The organism is Nostoc sp. MG11, from assembly GCF_014904695.1.
In the GTDB taxonomy this organism is placed as follows: Bacteria; Cyanobacteriota; Cyanobacteriia; order Cyanobacteriales; family Nostocaceae; genus Komarekiella.
Genome location: NZ_JACXXN010000015.1, coordinates 118,104 through 141,661 on the forward strand (window position 1 = coordinate 118,104; position 23,558 = coordinate 141,661).

17 protein-coding genes are annotated in these 23,558 nt (G+C 42.5%); 11 read left to right on the plus strand and 6 right to left on the minus strand.

Annotated features, from left to right (window positions below; all coding sequences use genetic code 11):
• Positions 1–80: 80 nt before the first annotated feature.
• Positions 81–1,370: a glycosyltransferase family 4 protein gene (locus HCR01_RS21040; protein ID WP_193198011.1), complete on the minus strand. Its 1,290-nt coding sequence runs from the start codon at positions 1,368–1,370 to the stop codon at positions 81–83.
• 612 nt (positions 1,371–1,982) lie between these two features.
• Here HCR01_RS21040 and HCR01_RS21045 point away from each other — a divergent pair.
• From HCR01_RS21045 to HCR01_RS21075, 7 genes are all read left to right on the plus strand, one after another.
• Complete coding sequence (locus HCR01_RS21045) at positions 1,983–2,321, plus strand: CU044_2847 family protein (protein WP_162396167.1); 339 nt, start codon at positions 1,983–1,985, stop codon at positions 2,319–2,321.
• Positions 2,305–6,498: a trypsin-like peptidase domain-containing protein gene (locus tag HCR01_RS21050; protein ID WP_193198012.1), complete on the plus strand. Its 4,194-nt coding sequence runs from the start codon at positions 2,305–2,307 to the stop codon at positions 6,496–6,498. Before HCR01_RS21045 ends, HCR01_RS21050 begins: the two co-directional genes overlap by 17 nt.
• A gap of 149 nt (positions 6,499–6,647) precedes the next feature.
• Entirely contained in the window at positions 6,648–8,831 is a 2,184-nt protein-coding gene (gene glyS, locus HCR01_RS21055; protein ID WP_193198013.1) for a glycine--tRNA ligase subunit beta, read from the plus strand.
• An 81-nt stretch (positions 8,832–8,912) separates the two neighbouring features.
• Entirely contained in the window at positions 8,913–10,397 is a 1,485-nt protein-coding gene (gene murD / locus HCR01_RS21060; protein WP_193198014.1) for a UDP-N-acetylmuramoyl-L-alanine--D-glutamate ligase, read from the plus strand.
• Between the two features lie 610 nt (positions 10,398–11,007).
• On the plus strand, positions 11,008–11,259 hold the full coding sequence (locus tag HCR01_RS21065) for a microviridin/marinostatin family tricyclic proteinase inhibitor (protein ID WP_193198015.1): 252 nt from the start codon (positions 11,008–11,010) through the stop codon (positions 11,257–11,259).
• Between the two features lie 264 nt (positions 11,260–11,523).
• Entirely contained in the window at positions 11,524–12,510 is a 987-nt protein-coding gene (locus HCR01_RS21070) for an MvdC family ATP-grasp ribosomal peptide maturase (protein ID WP_193198016.1), read from the plus strand.
• A 409-nt stretch (positions 12,511–12,919) separates the two neighbouring features.
• Positions 12,920–13,936 (plus strand): MvdD family ATP-grasp ribosomal peptide maturase, encoded by a 1,017-nt coding sequence (locus HCR01_RS21075; protein WP_193198017.1) that lies wholly within the window; start codon positions 12,920–12,922, stop codon positions 13,934–13,936.
• A gap of 106 nt (positions 13,937–14,042) precedes the next feature.
• Here HCR01_RS21075 and HCR01_RS21080 read toward each other — a convergent pair whose 3' ends face one another.
• Positions 14,043–15,404 (minus strand): AAA-like domain-containing protein, encoded by a 1,362-nt coding sequence (locus HCR01_RS21080; RefSeq protein ID WP_193198018.1) that lies wholly within the window; start codon positions 15,402–15,404, stop codon positions 14,043–14,045.
• Positions 15,405–15,620: 216 nt separating this feature from the next.
• Between HCR01_RS21080 and HCR01_RS21085 the strand changes: the two genes are divergently transcribed.
• Both HCR01_RS21085 and HCR01_RS21090 read left to right on the plus strand, forming a co-directional pair.
• On the plus strand, positions 15,621–16,688 hold the full coding sequence (locus HCR01_RS21085; RefSeq protein WP_193198019.1) for a type I phosphomannose isomerase catalytic subunit: 1,068 nt from the start codon (positions 15,621–15,623) through the stop codon (positions 16,686–16,688).
• Positions 16,689–16,829: 141 nt separating this feature from the next.
• Complete coding sequence (locus tag HCR01_RS21090) at positions 16,830–17,408, plus strand: NADPH-dependent FMN reductase (RefSeq protein ID WP_193198020.1); 579 nt, start codon at positions 16,830–16,832, stop codon at positions 17,406–17,408.
• 28 nt (positions 17,409–17,436) lie between these two features.
• Here the strand turns inward: HCR01_RS21090 and HCR01_RS21095 are convergent, their stop codons facing one another.
• The 4 genes from HCR01_RS21095 to HCR01_RS21110 all read right to left on the minus strand — a co-directional run bounded on the left by HCR01_RS21095 (position 17,437) and on the right by HCR01_RS21110 (position 19,591).
• Entirely contained in the window at positions 17,437–18,708 is a 1,272-nt protein-coding gene (locus HCR01_RS21095; protein WP_193198021.1) for a ribulose bisphosphate carboxylase small subunit, read from the minus strand.
• Between the two features lie 112 nt (positions 18,709–18,820).
• Positions 18,821–19,207 (minus strand): type II toxin-antitoxin system VapC family toxin, encoded by a 387-nt coding sequence (locus tag HCR01_RS21100; protein WP_193198022.1) that lies wholly within the window; start codon positions 19,205–19,207, stop codon positions 18,821–18,823.
• A complete protein-coding gene (locus HCR01_RS21105) occupies positions 19,207–19,431 on the minus strand; it encodes a type II toxin-antitoxin system Phd/YefM family antitoxin (protein WP_193198023.1) in 225 nt (74 codons plus the stop codon). The genes HCR01_RS21100 and HCR01_RS21105 overlap by 1 nt, the downstream gene beginning before the upstream one ends.
• Positions 19,409–19,591, minus strand: coding sequence for a hypothetical protein (locus HCR01_RS21110; RefSeq protein ID WP_193198024.1), 183 nt, complete (start codon positions 19,589–19,591; stop codon positions 19,409–19,411). Before HCR01_RS21110 ends, HCR01_RS21105 begins: the two co-directional genes overlap by 23 nt.
• Positions 19,592–19,818: 227 nt before the next feature.
• Here HCR01_RS21110 and HCR01_RS21115 point away from each other — a divergent pair, with 227 nt between their 5' ends.
• A complete protein-coding gene (locus HCR01_RS21115) occupies positions 19,819–20,814 on the plus strand; it encodes a helix-turn-helix transcriptional regulator (RefSeq protein WP_193198025.1) in 996 nt (331 codons plus the stop codon).
• Positions 20,815–20,991: 177 nt separating this feature from the next.
• Entirely contained in the window at positions 20,992–23,556 is a 2,565-nt protein-coding gene (locus tag HCR01_RS21120; protein WP_193198026.1) for a TonB-dependent siderophore receptor, read from the plus strand.
• Positions 23,557–23,558: the final 2 nt, after the last annotated feature.

Below are 23,558 nucleotides of genomic sequence, written 5' to 3' on the forward strand. Positions count from 1 at the left end.
TGAGTGATGGGTCAAGGGTCAAGAGTTCAGTAATTATTCCCCAATTCCCAGTCCCCAATTCTCAGTCCCCAGTCCCCAGTTCAAATATCTACAACTGATCCTTGAGAATCCAACTTGGGCAAGATACCCAAAGTTGATGCTTGGTTGGCAACAACATGAAAGAATAATCCCTCGTATCGATCAAGTGCCTGCTCCAAGGAATAGTTTTCTACAGCAAACTGTCTTCCTTTTTTACCTAACTTCTTCCCTAGAGCCGGATTGGTATATAAATCTTGCACTGCATCTGCCAAAGCATCTGGTGATTCTGGCTCAACAACTATACCACCACCACTAAGTTGAATTGCTTTAGCAGCAGTGCCAGTATCGGGAACTGAACCCACAATTGGGCGACCACTGGCTAGCAGCAGTGGGATTTTGGAAGGCATATTGAACGAGATCACATTACGCTTTTGCACAATCAATCCCACATCGGCTGCTGCGAGCATTTGGGGTAGTTTGTCTCGTGGTTGCAACGGTAGCAGCAAAACGTTATCTGCCCCATTCAATAGACAATATTTCTGCAACCTTTGCAATGCTCTTGATTCACCGACGATTACAAAGACAATTTCTTTAATTTGACGCAAGCGGACTGCTGCTTCTATTACTGTCTCTAAACCTTGTGTTAGAGCAATATTGCCTGAATAGAGTACCACAAATTTCCCATCCAGTTGATGGGCTGCTCTCCAGGAGTTGTTTTCTTTGGGTAAGGGGTGGATGAAATTTACATTTACCCAATTAGGAATACAAACAATTTTATTAACAGGTACTCCCTTATTCACTAAATTCTCACTAAACCCATCGGTAATGACACTAATCGTGTGTGCAGTCCGATATGCAAATTTCTCTAGAGCTGCAAGCGCTTGGATCATTTTCTGATTTTTTAGCAGCCCGACGCGCACGGCTGCTTCTGGTAAGATATCTTGCACATTTAGCACTACTGGACAGTTATATAACCAGCTAAGTAGAGTTGCTGGCATTGTAACTAGTAGAGGTGGAACGGTTAATATAATGACATCAGGTCGTTTGCCTTTGAGAGCTTGTGGCAAGCTTGCGAAAACAAAGCTCAACTCTAGGAGCAGCCGATCCACAAGGTTGGGTTTAGACTTAATCCGTAAGTAACTCCGCTGGATAGTAACGCCATTTTTTTGTTCAGTAAGATACCACTTACCCCGATACCCATCGTAAATTTCGCGCTGAGGATAGTTGGGCATTCCTGTAATCACCCGCACTTCATGACCCCGCTCAACCAGCCCTTCTGCTAGTTCAGTCATTAAGGGAGCAATGCCAATCGGTTCTGGATGATAGTTATAGGAATAAATCAGAATGTGCATGAGCTATTTGTGAATTTTGTGAAGACAGCCTGAGATGAGCGGATTTATTCCTAATTTCAGTGGGGGCTGCTACTTTTTTTCTAATTTATGACGGTACTTAGTCTAGTTGATTTTGGTTAATGCCTCAATTTACACTTGGGGGATTGTAGCATTATATTCAAGCTTGTGCATGTAACCGACATTACGCCCTTGAAACTGTCACATAGAGTGTTTTTAACGAAGTAAGTCACAAGTGTAGCCCTATCAAAATGGTGAAAAATCTGCTTTATCGGTGCGATTAAACTTAGTGTTTTTGGGCAGGCAGTCCGTTCAAGTCAAGCTACTGCTTTGGATATAGATCTTGTCAGATTTGTAGCTCTGAACACAAAGTTCCGAGTTCTGAGCACGAAGTTCCGAGTTCTGAGCACGAAGTTCCGAGTTCTGAGCACGAAGTTCCGAGTTCTGAGCACGAAGTTCCGAGTTCCGAGCACGAAAACTGGAGTTTTGAGCTTTAATAGACCTGCCTAAAGTTGAGGGTGAAGATTTTTAGCGCTAAAGCGCATACTACAAACCTATTTGGCAAGGTACACTGTTGGAAAAAGCTGAGCTATGCAAAGTTAAAATCAGTTTATTGTGAAACATATAGTAGAATTTCCTCTGGAAAGCGGCGAATCCATTCTTATAGAAGTGGATGAACCTGCACAAATTGACGATCGCATTAGCTTAGGAGATAAAGTGATCGAAAAAGCTACGCAGACTTTCGAGTCAGCTTTGTCAACCGTCAAGCCTGTAGCTAATGCAATCATTGCAAAGATGAGCAGCCTCCACCAGCCAGCAGATGAAGTGGAAGTCAAGTTTGGCATTAAAATCAGCGCTCAACTAGGTGCAGTTGTGGCTTCTGGTAATGGCGAGGTCAACTATGAAATTACTCTGAAGTGGAAACGGGAGTCATCAGATGACCGCACCGCTTGAGTTATCTGTTGTCAGAATTTATTCCAACAGTGGCAAAGTAATAGGTGCTGGCTTCTTATCCCAAAAGTATATCCTCACCTGCGCCCATGTAATTGCTGATGCTTTGGGACTTTCAAGAAAAACTACCCAAATGCCAGATGCAGAAATCACCTTGGATTTTCCCCTAGTGGCGGCTAAGCAACTCTTCAAAGCTAAGGTTGTTTTCTGGCTACCTGTGAATCCTGATGTGGAAGTAGAAGATATTGCCGGATTGGAATTAAAACATTCTCCCCCAAATCAAGCTCCACTCGCACCATTAATTACCTCTGATGATTGGGCGGGACATCATTTCCGAGTATTGGGTTTTCCAGCAGGACAACCAGATGGTGTTTGGGCTACTGGCGTTTTACGTGGACGCACAGCTAAAGGTTGGGTGCAGCTAGAGGATGTCAAACAACCAGGTTATCGACTAGAGCCTGGTTTCAGTGGTGCGCCAATATGGGATGGTGAGCTTCAAGGTATAGCAGGAATAGCAGTAGCAGTAGACATCAACCGACCAGAAGCCAAAGTTGGGTTTATGATTCCCACACAGGTGTTGGTAAATGCATGGTCTGTGTTGCGTGAGCAAGTTATTGCTTCTTGTCCCTATCGCGGTTTATTTCCTTTCCGGGAAGAAGATAAACAATTTTTCTTTGGGCGGGATATTTTTACCCAGAAACTTGTAGATACAGTCCAAAAACAATCATTGATAGCGGTGATTGGGGCGTCTGGTAGTGGGAAATCTAGTGTAGTGTTTGCCGGTTTGATTCCTAATTTACGCCAGCAAGGTAACTGGCTCATCGAATCCTTTCGCCCAAAAACGCATCCTGTAGATGAACTCGCAGCAGTAATTGTGCGCCTGCGTGAACCAGAGAAGGGAAAGACGCAACAAGATATTGATGCAGGAAAATTAGCTCGTGGGTTGCGATCGCGACAAGTTGCAGCACATACTGTTTTATCCCGAATTTTGTCAGAGAACGAAGATAAACGCCTGTTGCTGGTGGTTGATCAATTTGAGGAACTTTACGCTTCTTGCTCAGATGTTAAAGAGCGTCAATTATTTTTAAATCAATTACTAGAAGCCGCTGAACTGGTAGAGAATTTTACCCTTTTGCTAACTTTGCGGGCTGATTTTTTGGGGTATGCGCTTTCTGATCGTCGCTTTGCTGATGCTTTGCAGAATGCTGATTTAAAACTTGCTCCGATGAACCGAGAAGAATTGCAACAGGCGATCGCTCAACCTGCAAACAAGCAAGGGGTAAGGTTAGAAGAAGGTCTTGCAGAGCGGATTCTTAACGCGGTGGCAGATTCACCAGGTAATTTGCCATTACTAGAATTTACTTTGACGCAACTATGGGCAAAGCAACAAAATCGCCAGATGACTCATGCTGCTTACGAAGCAATCGGCGGTGTAGAAAAGTCGTTGGCGAACCATGCAGAAGCCGAGTTTGCCAAGCTTAAACCAGAGGAGCAACAACAAGCACAGCAAATATTTGTTCAACTGGTGCGTCCTGGGGAAGGTACAGAAGACACCCGCCGACTAGCTACTAGAAATGAGGTAGGAGACAATAATTGGGATTTGGTTAAGCGTCTGGCTGATGCGCGGCTAGTGGTAACTGGACTTGATGAAATTGCTGGTAAAGAAACAGTAGAGATTGTCCATGAGACTTTGATTCGGAAATGGGGACGACTGCACGGATGGATGGAAAGCGATCGCTCTTTTCGGACTTGGCAAGAATTACTACGCTCAAGAATGCGTCAGTGGGAAAATGCTGGCAAAGATGAAGGGCCATTACTGCGAGGTGTCCCCCTAGGACAAGCGGAAAATTGGCTCAAGCTGCGGCGAGAGGAATTGAGTCAAGCAGAGCAAGATTTTATTCAGCAGAGTTTAGCATTGCGCGATCGCGATCGGCAGCAAAAAGAAAGCCGCCGCAAACTGACTTTATTTGGGCTGACCAGCGGTTTAGTGGTAGTCTCAATTCTGGCTATGGTCGCTTTTTGGCTCCGATGGACAGCTGAAGTTGAAGGCTCAGGAGTCACGGCGTTAAGAAATTTTGAATCTGGCGCTGGAGAAATCGAAGCTTTGGTGTCAGCAATGGCAGCTGGGCAAGAAGTTAAAAAGATGGTTTTTTGGAATAGTCAATGTTTGCAAGACTGTCCAACCACAAGTTCGCTGCTTGCTTTGCAGAAGATTTTAGATAATATTCATCAAACAAATCAAATCAATACTTATCAAAGAGGTATAAACAGTATCCGTTTTCTTAAGGAGGATAAACAAGAGGAAATAATTGTTGCTGGTGGAGAAAATGGCACAGTTACCTGGCGAAATTTCCAGGGAAAGGAATTGAAAAAGCCTAAACTGCACAATAGCAGTATCAAAAGTATCGATTTTAGTGAAGATCAAACAATACTAGCTACAGGTGCAACTAACGGTTGGGTAAAACTGTGGAATGTCTCAACACAGCAGTCACCTCTTTTAATAACATCCATGCATCATAAATGTGTCAATGGCCAACAATTAGGAGAATACGAACGACCAAAAGAAGGTGATAAATGTAGTGTCAACAATGTTCGTTTTCTTCCTAAGAGCAATCTGCTGGCAACAACTGGAGATGATGGCAAAGTCAAACTGTGGCGTTTTAACGGAGAACCTGTTTTAACAATAAATGCCCATCAGGAAAGTATCAAAAGTCTCAATCCTAATCCTGATAATGTTCAGCAATTTGCCACGGCTGGAGAGGATGGCTTGGCAAAACTTTGGGATATCAAAGGGACAGAACTAGCAACATTTAAAGGTCATGAATGTAGTGTCAAAGATACTAAAAAATGTAGTGTCAACAGTGTTTGGTTTTACCCCAATAAAAAGCAAGTTGCTACTGCTGGAGATGATGGTACAGCTCGGCTGTGGAATCTTGCTGGAGAAGAACTGGCAAAATTTGAGGCTCATCAAGAAGGTGTTGAGACAGTTCGTATTCGCAACGATGGTTTGATTGCTACATCAGGTAGCAATGGTAAAGTTCGGCTATGGAATAATTTTAAGGCAACACTACAAGCAGAATTTCTAGGTCATCAGGGTAGTGTTGTGAGCATCCGGTTTAATGAACAGGGGGATACGCTTGCCACCGCTGGAAAAGATGATGGTACGGTAAGGCTTTGGGCAGTTCCAGGAAAATCATTAATTAAACCCCAAAATCCCTTAACTAAATTAAAGAGGCATGAAAAAGCTGTTGGTAGTGTGCGTTTTAGTCCAGATGGCAAGTTACTAGTTACAGCTTCAGATGATGATATTATTAGGCTTTGGAACCTTCAGGGGAAACTGATAAGACAATTCCAAGCCCATCAAGGCGGTGTTAACAGCGTGCGTTTTAGCCCAAAAAAAGCAGAAAACCTAATTGTTACAGGTGGAAAAGATGGCACAATCAAGCTCTGGACGCGTACTGGAAAACCATTAAAGCCTTTAAAACCTTTTGAGGGGCATTCTCAAGCAATACGAAGCATCAATTTCAATAATGAAGGAGATAGACTTGTTACTGCTGGAGATGATGGCATGGCGAAACTGTGGGATCTTAAAGGAACCAAGTTACAAGAATTTAAACACCAAGGTAAAGTCGAGACTACCAGATTTAGCCCAGATGGCAAGCTGCTAGCTACGGTTGGAGAAAATGGGACGGCATTACTGTGGGATATTAGTAGTGGCAAGCTGTTTAAACAATTAACAGGTCATAAGGGCTATGTTAATACTGTCGGTTTTAGCCCTACGGAGAATAAATTGGCTACTGCTGGAGATGATGCTACGGTTAGGTTATGGGATTATTCAGGAAAACAGTTAAAAGAATTTAAGACTTATGAAGGCAGAGTCACACAAATAACTTTCAGTCGGGATGGCAAGCTGCTAACTACATCTTCAGCAACCTATACAACTAGATTGTGGAATTTATCAGGGCAACAAGTAGCAGAATTTACAGGTCATCAAGGCAGTGTGAGAAGCGCAGATTTTAGCCCGGATAGCAAACTACTAGCTACAGCCAATGAGGATAAGACGGCGATCGCATGGCGCGTTAGAGGATTAGATGAATTGCTGCATGAAGGGTGCGATCGCCTCAAAGATTACCTTGTAACTAATCCCGAAGAAAAGAAAAAACTTGATGTGTGTCGTTGAAGTATTTGTCTAATTAACTTTACAATATCCAGGAGATATATAATTTTGGTGGTACAAAAGTTTGTGTAGCACTTGAGTAATAAATATTACTTAAAACAACGCTATTACTTAACTAGCCTACTATTGTATATCTTTTGTGTAGTATTCTGATGACAAAGGTTAAGAGTGTTGATATATCAGGAAATTTAGCATTTTTATTAGAAGTTGGTACAGAAGAACTACCTGCAAGCTTTCTCAGTAATGCTTTAACGCAGTGGCAAGAACGCATTCCTCAAAGTCTAGAAGCAAATAGCTTCTTCAGCACATCTGTAGAAGTTTACGGTACTCCCCGGCGCTTGGCGGTACTAATCAAAGGTCTACCATCCCAACAACCAGACCGCGAAGAGGAAATCAAAGGCCCACCCGCACAAGCAGCCTTTAAAGATGGTAAGGCGACACCAGCAGCAGTAGGCTTTGCCAAAAAGCAAGGCGTGGAAATAGACGCTTTAGAAATCCGTCCCACTGACAAAGGGGAATTTGTCTTTGTGCAAAAAAGAATTCCCGGTCGTCCTGTGGCGGAAATTTTGACAGAACTTGTTCCCCAGTGGATTTGGGGTTTAGAAGGTAAGCGGTTGATGCGTTGGGGTGATGGGGATGCCAAGTTTTCCCGACCAATTCGCTGGCTGGTAGCTTTGTTAGATGCAGAGGTGCTACCGATTGAATTAGTTAATGGTTCGGAAACGATAAAGAGCGATCGCATTTCCCAAGGTCATCGTGTCTTACATCCAGAAACCGTGACAATTCCCCATGCGACTGATTATGTCAAAACTCTAAATCATGCCTACGTCACAGTTGACAGTGATCAACGGGCAAATACGATCACAGAGCAAGTTCAATCATCTGTACAAAGCTTAGATGGGTATGCAGAAATCTATCCCCATCTATTAGAAGAAGTTACTAACCTCGTAGAATGGCCTTCAGCGGTTGTCGGCAGATTTGAACCAGAATTTTTAAACTTACCAACTGAGGTAATTACCACAGTTATGGTGAGTCATCAACGTTATTTTCCTGTATTTAAAGCTGCAAATAGCAAAGAATTACTTCCCTATTTCATCACTATTTCTAACGGTGACTCAACCAAATCAGACATCATTGCAGTTGGAAATGAAAGAGTGATTCGCGCCCGTTTAGCCGATGGTCGATTTTTCTACGAAGCAGATTTAGCCAAGCCTCTGGAAAGCTTTTTACCTCAATTAGAAAAGGTCACTTTTCAAGAAGATATTGGTTCTCTGCGTGCCAAGGTAGATAGAGTAGTCAAGATTGCCGAGCAAATTACAGAACAGTTGCAATTAGGGGAAAGCGAACGCTACAAAATCCAAAGAGCAGCTTTGCTTTGTAAAGCCGATTTGGTTACTCAAATGGTATATGAATTTCCCGAATTACAGGGCATTATGGGACAAAAATATGCCTTAGCCAGTGGAGAAGAACCAGAAGTTGCCACAGCAATTTTTGAACATTATTTACCACGAGGAGCCGATGACATTTTACCCGAAACTCTAACAGGTCAAGTAGTTGGTTTGGCAGATAGGCTAGATACATTGGTAAGTATCTTTGGATTGGGAATGATACCTACAGGTTCTTCTGATCCCTTTGCTTTACGTCGAGCTGCAAATGCTGTAGTTAATATTACGTGGTCAGCTAATTTGCCGATAAATTTAGAAAATTTGGTAGAGCAAATAGCAACAGATTTTGTTACAGTAAATAACAAAAATCAGGCACAACTAATTACAGCGTTGCAAGAATTTTTCTTACAACGCATCCGCACCCTACTGCAAGAAGAAAAGCAGATTGATTACGACTTGGTAAATGCAGTTTTGGGAGAGAATGACCCAGAGTATACAGAACGGGCGTTACAGGATTTATTAGATGTCCGCGATCGCGCCTTATACTTACAACAAATCCGCAACGACAACACCTTAGATAACATCTACGAAACTGTTAACCGTTCCACACGATTAGCGGCGCAAGGTGATTTGGATACAAAACAGCTAGAACCAACAAGCGTAGTTCGTCAAGAACTATTCCAAAAATCTTCTGAGGTAGCTCTGTATAATTCCTTAGTTGACTTAGTGCCACAAACTCAAGCAGCACAGCAGACACGGAATTATCAACTGTTAGTAGCAGCATTAGCAAACATTGCCCCGGCTGTTAGTAGCTTTTTTGACGGGCCGGATAGCGTTTTAGTCATGGATACTGATCTTGAAGTCAAGCGTAATCGCTTACATTTGCTGGGATTAGTTCGTAATCATGCCCGTGTATTGGCTGATTTTGGGGCGATTGTCAAAAATCTGTAGCACAGCCCAACAAAAAGTTGTGTAATTTTGCCAATAAGCGCTACTATAGGGAGTGCTTAACCAGGGACTCTGCTGCAATCTATGTCCAAAGCTCATGTGATTGGATTGGGAAAGTCCGGTGTTGCTGCGGCGAGATTGTTGCAACGGGAAGGTTGGGAGGTGGAGCTAAGCGATCGCACCATCTCCGAAACCCTCCTTCAGCAACAACAAGAACTCGCTGCCGAGCAAATAACCGTTAAACTAGGCCAATCCCTGGAATTGAATGGTGCTAATTTACCCCAATTAATAGTTGTTAGTCCTGGCGTGCCTTGGGATATTCCTGTGTTAATTCAGGCACAAGAACTAGGCATAGAAACCATTGGGGAAATGGAACTCGCCTGGCGACATCTGCAATCTCTACCTTGGGTAGGAATTACAGGTACTAACGGCAAAACTACTACCACAGCTTTAATTGCTGCCATTTTTCAAGCAGCAGGATTAAATGCACCCGCCTGCGGTAATATTGGCTACGCTGCTTGCGAAGTTGCTCTGTCCCTAACAGAGGGAGGGAGGGAAACTCCAATCCAAAATCTAAAATCTAAAATCCAAAATCAGATTGATTGGGTAATTGCGGAAGTCAGTAGCTATCAAATAGAATCTTCTAATACTCTTGCTCCCCGTATTGGTATTTGGACGACTTTCACACCAGATCACCTTAGTCGCCATAAGACTTTAGAGAACTACTACAACATTAAAGCCAAACTGTTACATCAGTCTGAGTTTCAAATTTTCAATGGCGATGATGGCTATTTGAGCAAGTTAGGTCAAAGTCATTGGCCTGATGCCTATTGGACAAGTGTCAAAGGAAAAGATTCTCTGATTGGTGAACAAGGCTTTTACATCGAAAATGGCTGGGTTGTTGAAAAGTTGACTGCATCTTCAGCACCAGCACCCGTTGTGGAAGTGTCTGCTTTACGGATGGTGGGAGAACACAACCAGCAAAATCTACTCATGGCTGTAGCGGCAGCGCGGTTAGCAGGGATTAGGTGTGATGCGATCGCGCGTGCAATTCGTGAATTCCCTGGCGTTGCTCATCGTTTGGAGCATATCTGCACTTGGGAAGGCATTGATTTCATTAACGACAGCAAAGCCACCAACTACGATGCTGCCGAAGTTGGCTTAGCATCCGTGAAAAGTCCAGCGATTTTGATTGCTGGCGGAGAAGCCAAAGCAGGCGATGATACTGGTTGGCTAGCAAAAATTTGCTCCTCAACTGCTGCTGTATTATTAATTGGCTCTGCCGCACCCGCGTTTGCCCAACGCCTTCAAGAGGTGGGGTATCATTCTTACGAAATTGTGAAAACAATGGAAAGAGCAGTTATCAGGTCGGCAGAATTAGCCAAGCAGTATCATGCATCTGTAGTATTGCTGTCTCCAGCTTGCGCCAGTTTCGACCAGTACCCGAATTTTGAGATCCGAGGTGATCATTTCCGCCAGTTATGTCTTGCTTGGGCAACAGAAAGAAAGTTGACTGCGAAATTAGATTCTGCAAGCTCAGGTCAAGAGTCCATAGTCCGAAGTCGATAGTCAACTGTACTTCCATTATGGGAATTTTCAGTTTATTGATAGCATAGGCTTCTATTATTTAGGGACATAACTATTACAGTTATGTCCCTACACTTTTTCAACGAATAGAGCCAGAAATTTATGTATAGCTGTCGTCACATAGGTTAGGACAGTGTTGATTGCTCAAAGCTCTGAAGCAACTGGGTTTCTACGGGCTAAACCATAGCTATCCGCGCTTCAGCACTCAGCGAGAAGTTGCGTGCGGGGGTTCCCTCCGTTGAGCAAACTTCTCCCAAGGGGAGACGCTAAGAGCGAACGGTGACTCAGCACTTTGCTATATACAAGTGATGTCTAGCGTCTGTGCGATCGCATAACCTAGCTTTATCTGCACTATCTGTGCGATGGAATTGTATCAAGAAGAAAAAGTAGATACTATATGCTTATTTAAACTACAGCTAACAATAATTTTTACAAACTTAGCCCAAGCAGAAGTGTATTAATTATGTCCCAAAAAACTATATAAGAAACTGCTGAAGGCAAAAGTCCATTAATTATGATGATTTATAGTTATTGTTTTAAAGCCACAAATTGAGTATAAGTTTACATTCACTTGACCAAAGGAGTTAAAGTTATGTCTAACATCAAAGTAGAAGATTTAGATTCGCAAGCAGTACCATTCTTTGCCCGCTTCCTAGAAGGACAATCTCCTGAAGAGTTGTCTGAAGAGGAAATGGAAGCAGTTGCAGGCGGGTGTGGTGGAATAGTTACGACTCTGAAGTTTCCTTCTGATAATGAAGATGTCGTCACTAAGAAATACCCATCTGATAGCGATGAATATGCTGTAACTCAAAAGTACCCTTCAGATGGTGACGATGCAGTGTAAAAAGGACTGTGAATTGGAGATTAAGAATAAACTAGGGTGAGCATTGTAATGCCCACCCTATCAGGTTACAAGCATCTGTGCGATCGCCTACACCCCGCCGTAGTCCATCGCAAAAATTCTAAACAAGATGAGTTTGTCATGAATCAATACTCATTTGATAGTGAGGATTACATTTTACATATAAGTTTTATAAAGTAACTGCCTACTTATTTCTAGTTGGTAGTAGGCTGCAAAAGAAAAAAACCAACACTGATTTGATATTGTATGCGCCCCTCGCGTGATGTGGTTTTATTAATCACCCACAGTGGTGATTACTTCACAATAGATAGAGTAGCAGATGCCCTATCAAAACGGGGCGCACAACCATTTCGCTTTGACACCGATCAATTTCCGATCGCAGTACAACTCCAAGCGCATCTTGATAACTCTGGGAGTCATCACAGGCTGCAATATGGCGATCGCTCTATTAGCACAGAGCAAGTGCAAGGGGTGTGGATGCGTCGTATTTGGCAGCCTCAGTTAGGCAAAGAATTGGCTCCACAATTTCAACAAGCCTGCATCAGAGAATCACTCACAACTCTAGATGGCTTCTGGGACAGTCTTAAAGAAGCTATGTGGGTGGATGATTTGCAGCGGATTAATGCCGCAGAGAACAAGCTACGTCAATTGAGAGTTGCTCGTGAAGTTGGTCTGGTAATTCCTCGGACTCTTGTTACTAATGACCCTGAAGAAGTACGAGAGTTTTTCTTTGAGGTCAAAGGAAAGATGATTGCTAAGCTATTAACGCCTCTTTCCTCTGGGATGAAAGGCTCCACTTTCTTCTTATATACCAGATTAGTCAAAGAAGAAGATTTGCTGGATGCCCAAACACTGCGTTATTGTCCAATGGTGTTTCAAGAGCAAATCCCTAAACAACTGGAACTACGGGCAGTGTTTGTGAATGGAAAATTATTTGTAGGGGCGTTAGATGCGTCTCGTTATGCAGCATTCACTCAAGATTGGCGACGCGCTAAATCTGAGGATTGTGTATGGCAAACTCATGAACTTCCTATAAATATAGTTGATTGTCTCAATGCTTTTATGACTAGGTTTGAGTTGGTTTTTGGCGCATTGGACTTGATTCAAACACCATCAGGAGAATATGTCTTTTTGGAAATTAACCCTACAGGCGAGTGGGGAATGCTAGAACGAGATTTAGGCTACCCTATTTCGGAAGCGATCGCTGATGCCTTGCTTTCAAGAAGTGCTTAATTAAATCAGAGCTAGTAGTAAGCGGCTCTAGCCTTTGAGAACTTTATATAGAGCGATAAATCGCTCACTACGAACAAAAATCTTACATTTAATTACGTCTACCTACTTAATAAACCGTAATAATTATAAATTGACAAATTCAGGACTTACGCACTCAGATCCCCCAACCCCCTTAAAAAGGGGGGAACTTCTAAAGCCCCCTTTTTAAGGGGAGCCAGCGCGCGGTCTTCTCCCTTCGCGTAGCGTCTCCAAGAGTTGGGGAGACGCAATCATGCGATGGAGTCTCCCCAAGTGGAGCGACTGGCGTGGGCTAGAGGGATCTAGGTTTCAGGCTTCAGTGCGTAAGTCCTAAAATTAACACTTTATAACTCACAAAATAAAACTAAAAAATCAGAACTTAGCACTCGATATGACTATTTTACTTATTACTCACAGCGAAGATAACGAAAGTATTTCTCTAGTTCTCCAGGCAATTGCAGATCAAGGTGGGAAAGCGTTTCGTTTTGACACAGACCGATTTCCTACAGAAGTGCAGTTAGATGTTTACTATAGTGAAGAATCTGAACGAGTGATTCTGAGTTGTGATGACCAGAAGCTAGATTTGAATGAGGTGTTTGCAGTTTGGTATCGACGGATTGCGATCGGGGCAAAAATTCCCAAAACGATGGATCGACAACTTCGACAAGCTTCAATTCAGGAATCTCGCGTCACAATTCAGGGGATGATTGCTAGCATCAACGGGTTTCATCTTGACCATCAACCAAACATCCGCCGAGCAGAAAATAAACAACTACAATTACAAGTGGCCCGGGAGGTTGGTTTAGATACCCCGCGCACCTTGACGACGAACAATCCACTTACAGTCAGGCGATTTGCTCAAGAGTGCGAGCATGGCATGATTACAAAAATGCTCTCTTCCTTTGCTATCTACGATGAGGAAGGGCAAGAGAATGTTGTGTTCACGAATCCAGTAAAACCTGAAGATCTAGACAACCTCGATGGATTGCGTTTCTGCCCGATGACCTTTCAGGAGAAAATCCCGAAAGCGCTAGAACTGCGGACAATTATTGTAGGTAAGCGTGTTTTCACCGCTGCGGTTGACTCCCAAGCTTTGCAGAAGGCTCACTATGACTGGCGGCGTCAGGGAGTTGCTTTACTCAACTCTTGGCAAGCCTACACCCTACCTCAAGATGTGGAGGAGAAGTTACTTAAATTAATGGCTAACTTTGGCTTGAACTACGGGGCGATTGATATTATTTTGACGCCAGGCGATCGCTATATATTCCTTGAAGTTAACCCAGTGGGAGAGTTTTTCTGGCTGGAACGTTGCCCTGGCTTACCTATTTCTCAGGCAATAGCTGAACTTCTACTTGCTGAGTCTGAAGCTTGTAAAACTAGTAAATATGATATAGCAGGCAAATTATGATCTGCATACGCTCTTAAGATAGATGAACTCCAAAAATAAGGATGATTAAATTTATCTGAGTCTTTCACTTCTGTTTACCAGGTTTGGTGTATCACCAAGCCTTTTTTCATTTCAAGTTAGTTAATATTTGCCTGCCTTCAGGGAGAAACTTCGGGTGAAAATATTGTCGGTATAACTGACAACTAAGCATAGCTTTGTTGTTATCTAACTTAATTAGCCCCATACTGCTTAACTTGTAAGCCAGAATTGGTTCTAATCGAACAGGTTCAGTAGCATTTATGACAGCATCAAGGGCGATCGCTAATTCTGGCTGTTCTTGTAAAGTTGCACAGTGACGTTGCAAGTGATGCTGATAAATTCCAGTAGATGTGGGGGCAGTTTCTAGTAACTCTGGGAAAGTTAGCTCACCCTGGTTGAGGTGGTAGAGTGCTATGTTAACTAGTGCCGGATGTCCTCCAACCATATCTATTAATTGTTTGGCTTCTTGACCATCAGTCCAGTTAAGTCCATAACGCTGAGCTAACTGTTGCACCTGGTCTAGATTAAACCAGGTTAGCTGAACTGGTAGCCCCACATTGAAAGGAGACTGATGAAGTTGCAGGGGAACATAAATATCAGTCGAGTGAACTACAATGAGGCGCAGCTTTTGCCAAATGGGCAGTCTTTTGGCTTCTTCATACCATGAACGCAACAAGGGTAAAACTTCTTTTGCCACTTGCGGATGCTCAAACAATTGGTTCACCTCGTCCAATGCTAAAACAAGAGGAGTATCAATTTGTTCAAGCACATAGCTTCTCAAGTAGAGGCTGCAACTGACTTTACTGCCAATATCTTCATCCCAATAATCGTCTAGTTTTGGTTCGAGTCGAAGTTGCAGGGCGACGTTGGCACATAGCCAGCGCAGAAACCGATTTAGATCGCTCAAAATATTCTGGTCAATTTGCTCCAGGTTCAGGCTAACTGTGCGATAGCCCAGGCGATTGGCATGTTCTAGAATCCTCAACAACATTGAGGTTTTACCCATTTCTTTAGGGGCTTTAATCCGTACTAAGGCTCCTGGTTTACTGATTTCTGTATAAGCCTGTCTCTCAACTGGAGAGTTTTCAATGTAAAAAGGGGAGTCAAGAGGCACTGAACCACTAGGAAAGCGAGGCGATGATATATCCTGCTTGATATCAAGGATGTTACCTACACTGCTTATTTGTGCAGCTGCATAAGACTCCAGTAGCGCCCGACAATTTTTCTTGGTGACACGCTCACCGATAATTTCAGTAAGTCGTCGGCATAACTCTGGAGCGACGACATTAGTAAAGTAGCCAGGGCTATAGCCTTGTTCTTGAGCAATTTGGCTATAGGTATGATACTGCCATGTACCCCGCAAAATCAGAACTTCTGTGGCATTGAGGGGGCGATGTTGAATTTCAACCAGCTTGCGGTTAACAATATTAAGAACAGATTCGAGGTTCATGGAAGTTCTAGAGCCATCTTCTTAAGTGTGAATCGACTCGACCATAACCAAATAATATCAGGATAGTGTCAGTGTAATACCAAGACTTACTAACTAACGCTGCGCGATCGCATGATTGTGTCTCTCTTTCTCCATCAGTTATCTGTATTCGCCTATGGATAGAGGCATGGCCCTATTACTACATAGAAACTAGATGTATGATTGGGTCAAGTTTTAATGAATTGGTATCCACTAAAGTTAACTACTAATATCCAAAAATACACTTTTGGAGAACGAGTTATTCCAGAACGTCTTGGAAAGCGCAGCTTACCTGCTGGGAGGATAGCTGAAACTTGGGAAGTGAGCGACTACAAAGACAAAAAAGGGACTGTGGTTAATGGCTCTTTGGCTGGTTGTAGCTTACATGAACTCACATTGGCTCATCCTCACGAACTCGTTGGTAAGGGCTGGCAGGGGCCACACTTCCCTTTACTATCCAAGTTTATTGATGCTTCTTATATGCTGCCCGTACATCTTCACGCAGATGATGAAACGGCTCGGAAATTGCACAACGAACCAAATGGTAAAACTGAAGCTTGGCACATTCTTTCGGCAGCACCAGGAGCAACAGTATTGGCAGGACTCAAGTCAGAATTTACACGAGAGCAGCTATTTGAAGCTTTTGTAGCCTGTGACTATGATTCTGTCTTGGTGCGTCACTCAATTCAACCGGGAGATACTATCTACGTGCCGGCAGGTATAATTCACTCTTTCGGCCCAGATACACTTGTCTTTGAAATTCAACAAACCTCCAATTTGGCTCAATCTGTGATGCCGACGGATTTGTATGGAAATGAGTACAGCCAACAAGAGTGGTACGCCAATATTAATGCTGCCCTTGATGAGCTAAAAACCCATTATCAACCTCGTCCGAACAGTGGGCTAAAGTTACAGTCGGGAGCTAATTCTCGGATTTTTGGCTGTGCTAGTCATTACTTTGCCCTTGAACATTGGATTTTAAATGAATCTTATTTAGAACCATCTCATCCTTGGCGTTGTCTAATTCTTTCCAATGTCGGCAATGTTGTGCAGCTAGAATTTAGCTCTGGTATCGAGCGGCTTGAGCAAGGGGAATCTTGCATTTTGCCAGCAGCTATTGGAGAGGTTCGTATTGTTCCAGAGCATCAAGCCAATCTAATAGCCTGTTACGTGCCAGATTTGCAACGAGATGTAATCGAGCCACTCCAAGCAGCAGGATACGATAAACAGCAAATACAGAAGTTAGGTGAGGTTAACTCAATCTAATTCTAATTGTTTTTGATAATCTAAACGTAGATGTGTCGGGTACGCTGGTGCTTGTAAAGAAAATCTAAAAAAAGCAAGAGGCGATCGCAACAAGACTGGATAATGCACTTGAATTGGCTAATCCATTAAACTGATATTTTTATGGCATATACGCCCAAAATCTTAGCCTTCGCTGGTAGCACCCGCACTGATTCCTACAATAAAAAACTGGTAAAAATTGCGGCAGATGGTGCTAAGGCAGTTGGTGCGGAAGTAACTTATCTAGATCTGCGTGATTTACCCTTACCTCTTTTTGATGAGGATCTAGAAGCTCAAGAAGGACTACCTGCCAATGCTCGCACGTTTAAGGATTTGCTAATTTCTGATCAAGGGTTGCTAATTGCTTCACCTGAATATAATAGTTCACTGACAGGAGTTTTGAAGAATGCCATCGACTGGGCATCTCGTCCATCTCCTAACGAACCCCCGTTAGCTGCTTTTGTAGACAAGGTTGCTGCGATTATGAGCGCTTCACCAGGCGGTTTGGGTGGTCTACGGGGCTTGGTTCACTTACGGGCTATCTTAGGAAACATCAAAGTTTTGGTACTTCCTGACCAGGTTGCTGTACCCAAAGCTTACGAAGCTTTCAATGCCGATGGCACGTTAAAGGATTCCAAACAGCAGGAATCTATTGAGAAGTTAGGCGAGAGTGTAGCAAATATATTGCTGAAGCTCAACTAAATATCGTAAACATTGAAAATTTACACTTTTAGTTTTTACCATTCGGTCGTTGAATAATCGTCTCCAAAACCCGCCGCTTAGCTTTTGGATCAATACCTACTAGGCGCACATACTCACCGCTATATTCTGCCAGAGATGATTCCAAATTTGAGATTGCATCCGACTCTGCATCGATGTGGCTGTTGACACAAGTTTGCCAAGAACCCATGCGGAAACGTCGTTCATCTACGTGTTCAATGCTAATTTTATAACCTTGAGCCAAAAGTTGCCTAATCTGTTCTTGAGTTTCTAGGCTTAAATGAGTATTCGATACATCCTTTTTCTGAAATCCATTGGTAGTTGTAGGTTGGGTTACGCCATTGGTTAACGGCTGACTAATTGGTGTCACTGCTGGCGGCGCAGCTTGATAATTTCTGCCTCTATTTAGTCGGTTGTACTCATCAACCAACTGGGAATTTTCTACTCGTTTTTGTTCACCAACCAGCAAGTTACCAGACTCGATTAAGTGAGACAGACTGAAATCTGGCTTTTTAAATTCTGGTGGCCCTTCCAGGCTATTAACCACACGCAAGGATACGCGCTCAAAACCTATTTTATGGACAAAGTTACGGATTTGTTCGTCATAAATGCGCGATCGCAAAGCGCTAAAAAAGTCAATTGATTGATTCACAAAGGTATCAACTAACTGTTCAATTTCCCGGCGCGAAAGTCCATCTGGTTCAAAAATCCCTTCAACAATGCCCACTTTATCATCTCTATCAGGTTCCCAGTAAAATTTATCCATCCGTCCATCCCGAATTAATGGCGCGTAGAGGGTGGAAAAATCATTCCCTGTGACAATAATCGGTACACGATGTAAAGGCGTGGAATCGTAGCTTCCAGGTAACTGCACATCTGTAGGATTATCGGCAATATTCATCAGTGTGGCATTCACCAACTGCGTGTTTACAGTATATTGAGTGCCTTCGTCAAAGCGTCCAGCACCCGCATCTAAATCGTTAATCATCAAAACACACATTTTTCCGCGCACTTTGATCAGTTCTGCTGTTTCGCGGTAACGCAGACGAATCAAGCGTGCTGGGTCTCCAGCATCAGGACTTTCCAACTCTCCGCCAGAGATGTGAGTCACCTCGATACCCATTTTCTCAAAGACCAACTCACATTGAAAGGACTTGCCTTCGCCTTTGCGTCCATGAATCCCCAAAATTATGGGTACTCGAATACCAGGAAGTTTCAAGAAGTTTTTGGTGATGTGAACAGCAAGTTTGTCCAAAAAGCGGGGAGCAATGTAGTAACCCATGAGCCTGTCTTATAAATAGTTAGCACTTCTAAATATAATGTTAAGTTTTTCTGGGGACAGCGATCGCTCTTTCGTATTTTTATTTGGCAGATGCGATCGCACAATATAAGTATTACCACAAGCGCCGAATTGGATATGCATTGAAAATTTTATCAGCACTGAGTATAGGTATATTTTCTGTTACCGCTTGTGCAATTAACAGTCTGTCAAATGGATCACGGTGATGCAGAGGTAGCGTTGCAACAACAGTAATGTGACTAATTGTGATATCAATTAAACTAAAATCGTTGAGGTTAAGTTGCTGTGTAATGAATATCTCAAATGGCTGACTAAAACTCAGTTTTCCTAAACTCTGCTTAATAGCTATTTCCCAAAGACTCGCTATACTTAGTAATATTTGATTGTTTTCATTATTGATTAACTCTATTACTTGATTACTAAGTCTTGAATTGCCCGTCACATACCAAATAAAAGTATGTGTATCCAGCAGTAAGTTCATTACATATAATCCTGAAAATCTTCTAAAGGTGCATCAAAGTCTTCAGATATTGTAATTAAACCCTTGGCGCTTCCAGGTTGACGACGGCGTTTAACTGGCGAAACAGGAGTTAACTTCACCAAAGGTTGATTATCTTTGATGATGATAATTTCTTCGCCGTTGAGTGCTGCTTCAATTAAATCAGGCAAATGTTGAGATGCTTCAGCAAGAGTAATTTGCGGCATAATTACCATTTGATAAATCGGCATTTTTAGCTTCAATCACTAACATATTGTTGAGGGTAACATCGAATTCAGCCAAGATATCGGCGCTATCGTAGGCTAATTCGGCATACTTACCAAAGGTATAGCTCTCGGATAGGTCGAGAATCCTTACTTTGCTCATGAGTTAGGCGATCGCACCACAAAGTGAGAAATGGTCTTAATTAAGATTGTACTTCTGTCACAGAGGCGATCGCCCAAAAGTAGAAACACAAACCCCAGATGAATCCGCAGATACCAGCTTCTCTATTATCAAGTTAAGTTATAACTCGCCTTTGTTTCAGTTATTATTCTCACTTATTTTTGTATGCTTAATAAATATAATTATCATTTAGTTCTAGCATACGGATAATGACAGTCACAATCTCACAGCAAGCTTACTGGGAACTATGTGATGAAAATGTCAATAATCTAAGTATTGACCCTGGTGATGATTTAGACATCATCCAGAAGTATCCTCAACAGTTAGGTCAAGGTTATTCACGCATCATCGAATTAAGACAGGGGTTGGAGTTAGCAATTAGCAAATACCATCTCCACGATCATCTGATTACTCAAGCTCCTGAACGCGAACATCCTTTAGAGTATACGTTTTATCTATCTGGAGGTTACACAGATCAAATTAAACCTCTCAGTATTGGTACTGGAGAATACGGTTTTTATGGTAGTGGAATAGCACCAAAAGAACGTTGTGAATGGTTGGCAACAGAGCAATTATTTGAGATTAATGTTCATATAGAACCGGAGATTTTTCGCTCATTTATCGGCGATAAATCTGGACAACTTCCACCAGAATTGCAGCATTTAGTTAGAAGCGATCGCACTTATTACACCAATTCTGGTAAAACAACGCCAGCAATGCAGATTATCTTGCAACAAATTCTACACTGTCCCTACCACGGCATCACCAAACAAATGTATTTGGAAGCGAAAGTTTTGGAACTAATGGCATTACTGGTGGAACAAGAGATAGAAGCACAAAAAGGCAAAAATCAGACTCATCCACTCAAGTCAGATGATTTACAACGAATTCACCACGCCAGAGAAATTTTATTGCGAAACCTTGACAATCCTCCTTCGTTGGTAGAGTTATCACGCCAAGTCGGTTTGAATGAATGCACTCTCAAGCGAGGTTTTCGTCTCGTCTTTGGTACGACGGCTTTTCACTACTTACATAACTATCGCCTCGACAAAGCACGTCAACTATTGACGGTGGGAGATATGAATGTTGTAGAAGTATCGCGGATAGTAGGTTTTGCTAGCCGTAGTTATTTTGCAGCTGCTTTTAGAAAAAAATTTGGCATCAATCCCAAAGAATATCTTACTAATCGGAAAAATTCCCTCTAGCGTTCAAAAGATTCCCTCTAGCGACCATAAATAACTCCCGCAGCCTAAAGCATTCCTGTAAGCTTTTTGATAATTATTCTTCAGTAGCAAGAAGTTTTCTGCTGAAGTCAATGCAGGGTGCGAGCTTCGTTTTTATTGAGAAATTGGCTTAATTTACTGATTCTGGTGTGTGGAGTTATGGATAATCAGCTGCAAAGACTATTTTTGATGACAATCACTTTACTATTGATTGCACCGCCTGCATGGTCGCAACAACCGAAAGAGGAAGACACAGAAAACAGGAAAACGAAAGAATTACTCACTTCATCGCCGCAAAAGCCTACTGCATTATCACAAAATCCTTCCCAAACCCTTATTCAAGTAACGGGTGTCCGCCTGGAAACGACTGATAAAGGAATAGAAGTCATTTTAGAAACAACTCAAGGAGACAAGCTACAACCTGTAAACAAGAGTGACGATAATAACTACATTGTTGATATTCCTAATGCTCAATTGCGTTTATCTAGTGGTGATACATTTAGGCAAGAGAATCCAGTCAAAGATATTACATCTGTTACCGTTAGCAACTTCGATGCAAATACTATCCGCGTGATGGTAACAGGTGAAGCTAGTACGCCACAAGTTGAGTTATTTGATAGTGATGAGGGTTTGATTTTCACAGTTGCGCCAATTGCATCCACTACCCAGACACCACCAACAAGTGAAACTCCCCCAGAACCCACCGCTGAAAGTCAAGAACCCATTGAATTAGTAGTGACCGGTGAGCAAGATGGGTATCGTATACCGGATGCATCAACTGCAACTAAAACAGATACACCTATCCGTGATATTCCTCAATCAATTCAGGTAATTCCCCGCGAAGTTCTGCAAGACCAGGGGATAATTCGTGTTAACGATGCGCTGCAAAATGTCAGCGGTGCTAATAATGCTGGTTATTATCAAGGATTCAGCGAATATCTTTCTTTACGAGGTTTTGGCGCTGATACTTACCGGGATGGTATTCGTTCGTATCAAAATTATGGTGGATTTCTGGAAACGGCTGATATTGAGCGAATTGAAGTTTTGAAGGGGCCCGCATCAGTGCTGTTTGGAGATGCACAACCAGGAGGATTGGTTAACTTAGTATCCAAGCAACCCCTAAACCAACCGTTTTATTCTTTTGAAGGAACTGTTGGGAGTTTCAGCACTTATCGCGGTGCTATTGATTTATCGGGGCCAATTAATCAGCAGCAAACGGTGCTCTATCGATTTAATGCTTTTTATGAAAATGCCGGGAGTTTCCGCGATTTTGTTAATAGCGATCGCTTATTTTTTGCTCCTAAGCTCCAGTTGGCTCTCAGTCCTAACACAACCCTAACACTTGATGGTGTTCGGTTGGATGAAACCCGAACAGCGGATGATGGTCTTGTAGCAATTGGTAATCGTCCTGCTAATTTACCACGCGATCGCTTCTTAGGTGAACCCTTCCAAAATGTGGAAATCGATGTTACTAATTTTAGTTATCTACTTAACCATAAGTTTAACGATCAGTGGTCAATCACCAACTCGTTTCGCGCTCAATTCGTAAATTTGGCGCGTTACTATCCCCTGCGCGATTCCTTAGATGAAGAGACAGGTGAATTGAGTCGATTGAGGTACTTTTCTGAACGCAAAGATAACGCTTATTCAACTCAGACAAATGTAGTCGGCAAATTTTCTACAGGTTCGATTAAACATCAACTGTTATTCGGATTTGAATACACCAAAATAACTGAAGATGGAACTTTTGGCGATTTTACACCTTACCCATCCATCAATATTTTTAATCCAATTTATAGCCGTTTAGAGTATCCCAGACAAGGGATAATAGATTTTTTCCGCAATGATAATCTTGATAAATATGGCTTTTATTTCCAAGACCAAATAGACCTATTAACCAACCTAAAACTATTAGCAGGTGGTCGCTTTGACATTTTTGAACAAACTCGCAGTGAGCGGAATTTAGGTGAAGAAAAGCAGGAGTTTGAGCAATCAGACAGTAATTTTAGTCCTCGATTAGGAATTGTCTATCAACCAACACAAAATATTTCTCTGTATGCATCTTACACAACTTCATTTGAGCCTACTTTCGCCACAGGTCGAAATGGTGATGGTTCACCTTTTAAACCAGAAACAGGTAGGCAATTTGAAGTAGGTGTAAAAGCTGATATCAGCAGTAACTTGAGTGCAACCTTAGCACTTTACGACCTCCGCAAACAAAATGTTGCCGCTGACGACCCTAATTCATCCGACCCCAATGACCAAATTCAAACTGGAGAACAAACGAGTCGCGGGATTGAGTTTGATTTAGCTGGCGAAATCCTACCTGGTTGGAAGGTGATAGGTTCCTACGGGTATATAGATTCTTTTGTCAGTCAAGATACTACTGGTTTAGAAGGGCGACGGCGGGACAATGTACCAAAACACACTGCAAGTTTATGGACAACCTACGAATTCCAAAAAGGAAGTCTCCAAGGATTTGGCTTAGGTTTAGGAGTTTATTTTGTAGGCGATCGCTTTGGGGATTTAGATAATAGCTACATCTTACCAAGCTATGTCCGCACAGATGCCGCTTTATTTTATCAACGCGACAACTGGAAAGCAGCTATCAACTTGAGAAACCTTTTTAACACAGAATATTTCTTAGGTTCCGATGGTGGACGCTTACAAGTTCAACCAGGTGCGCCATTCAGTGTTTCTGGCACATTATCTATTGAGTTCTAACT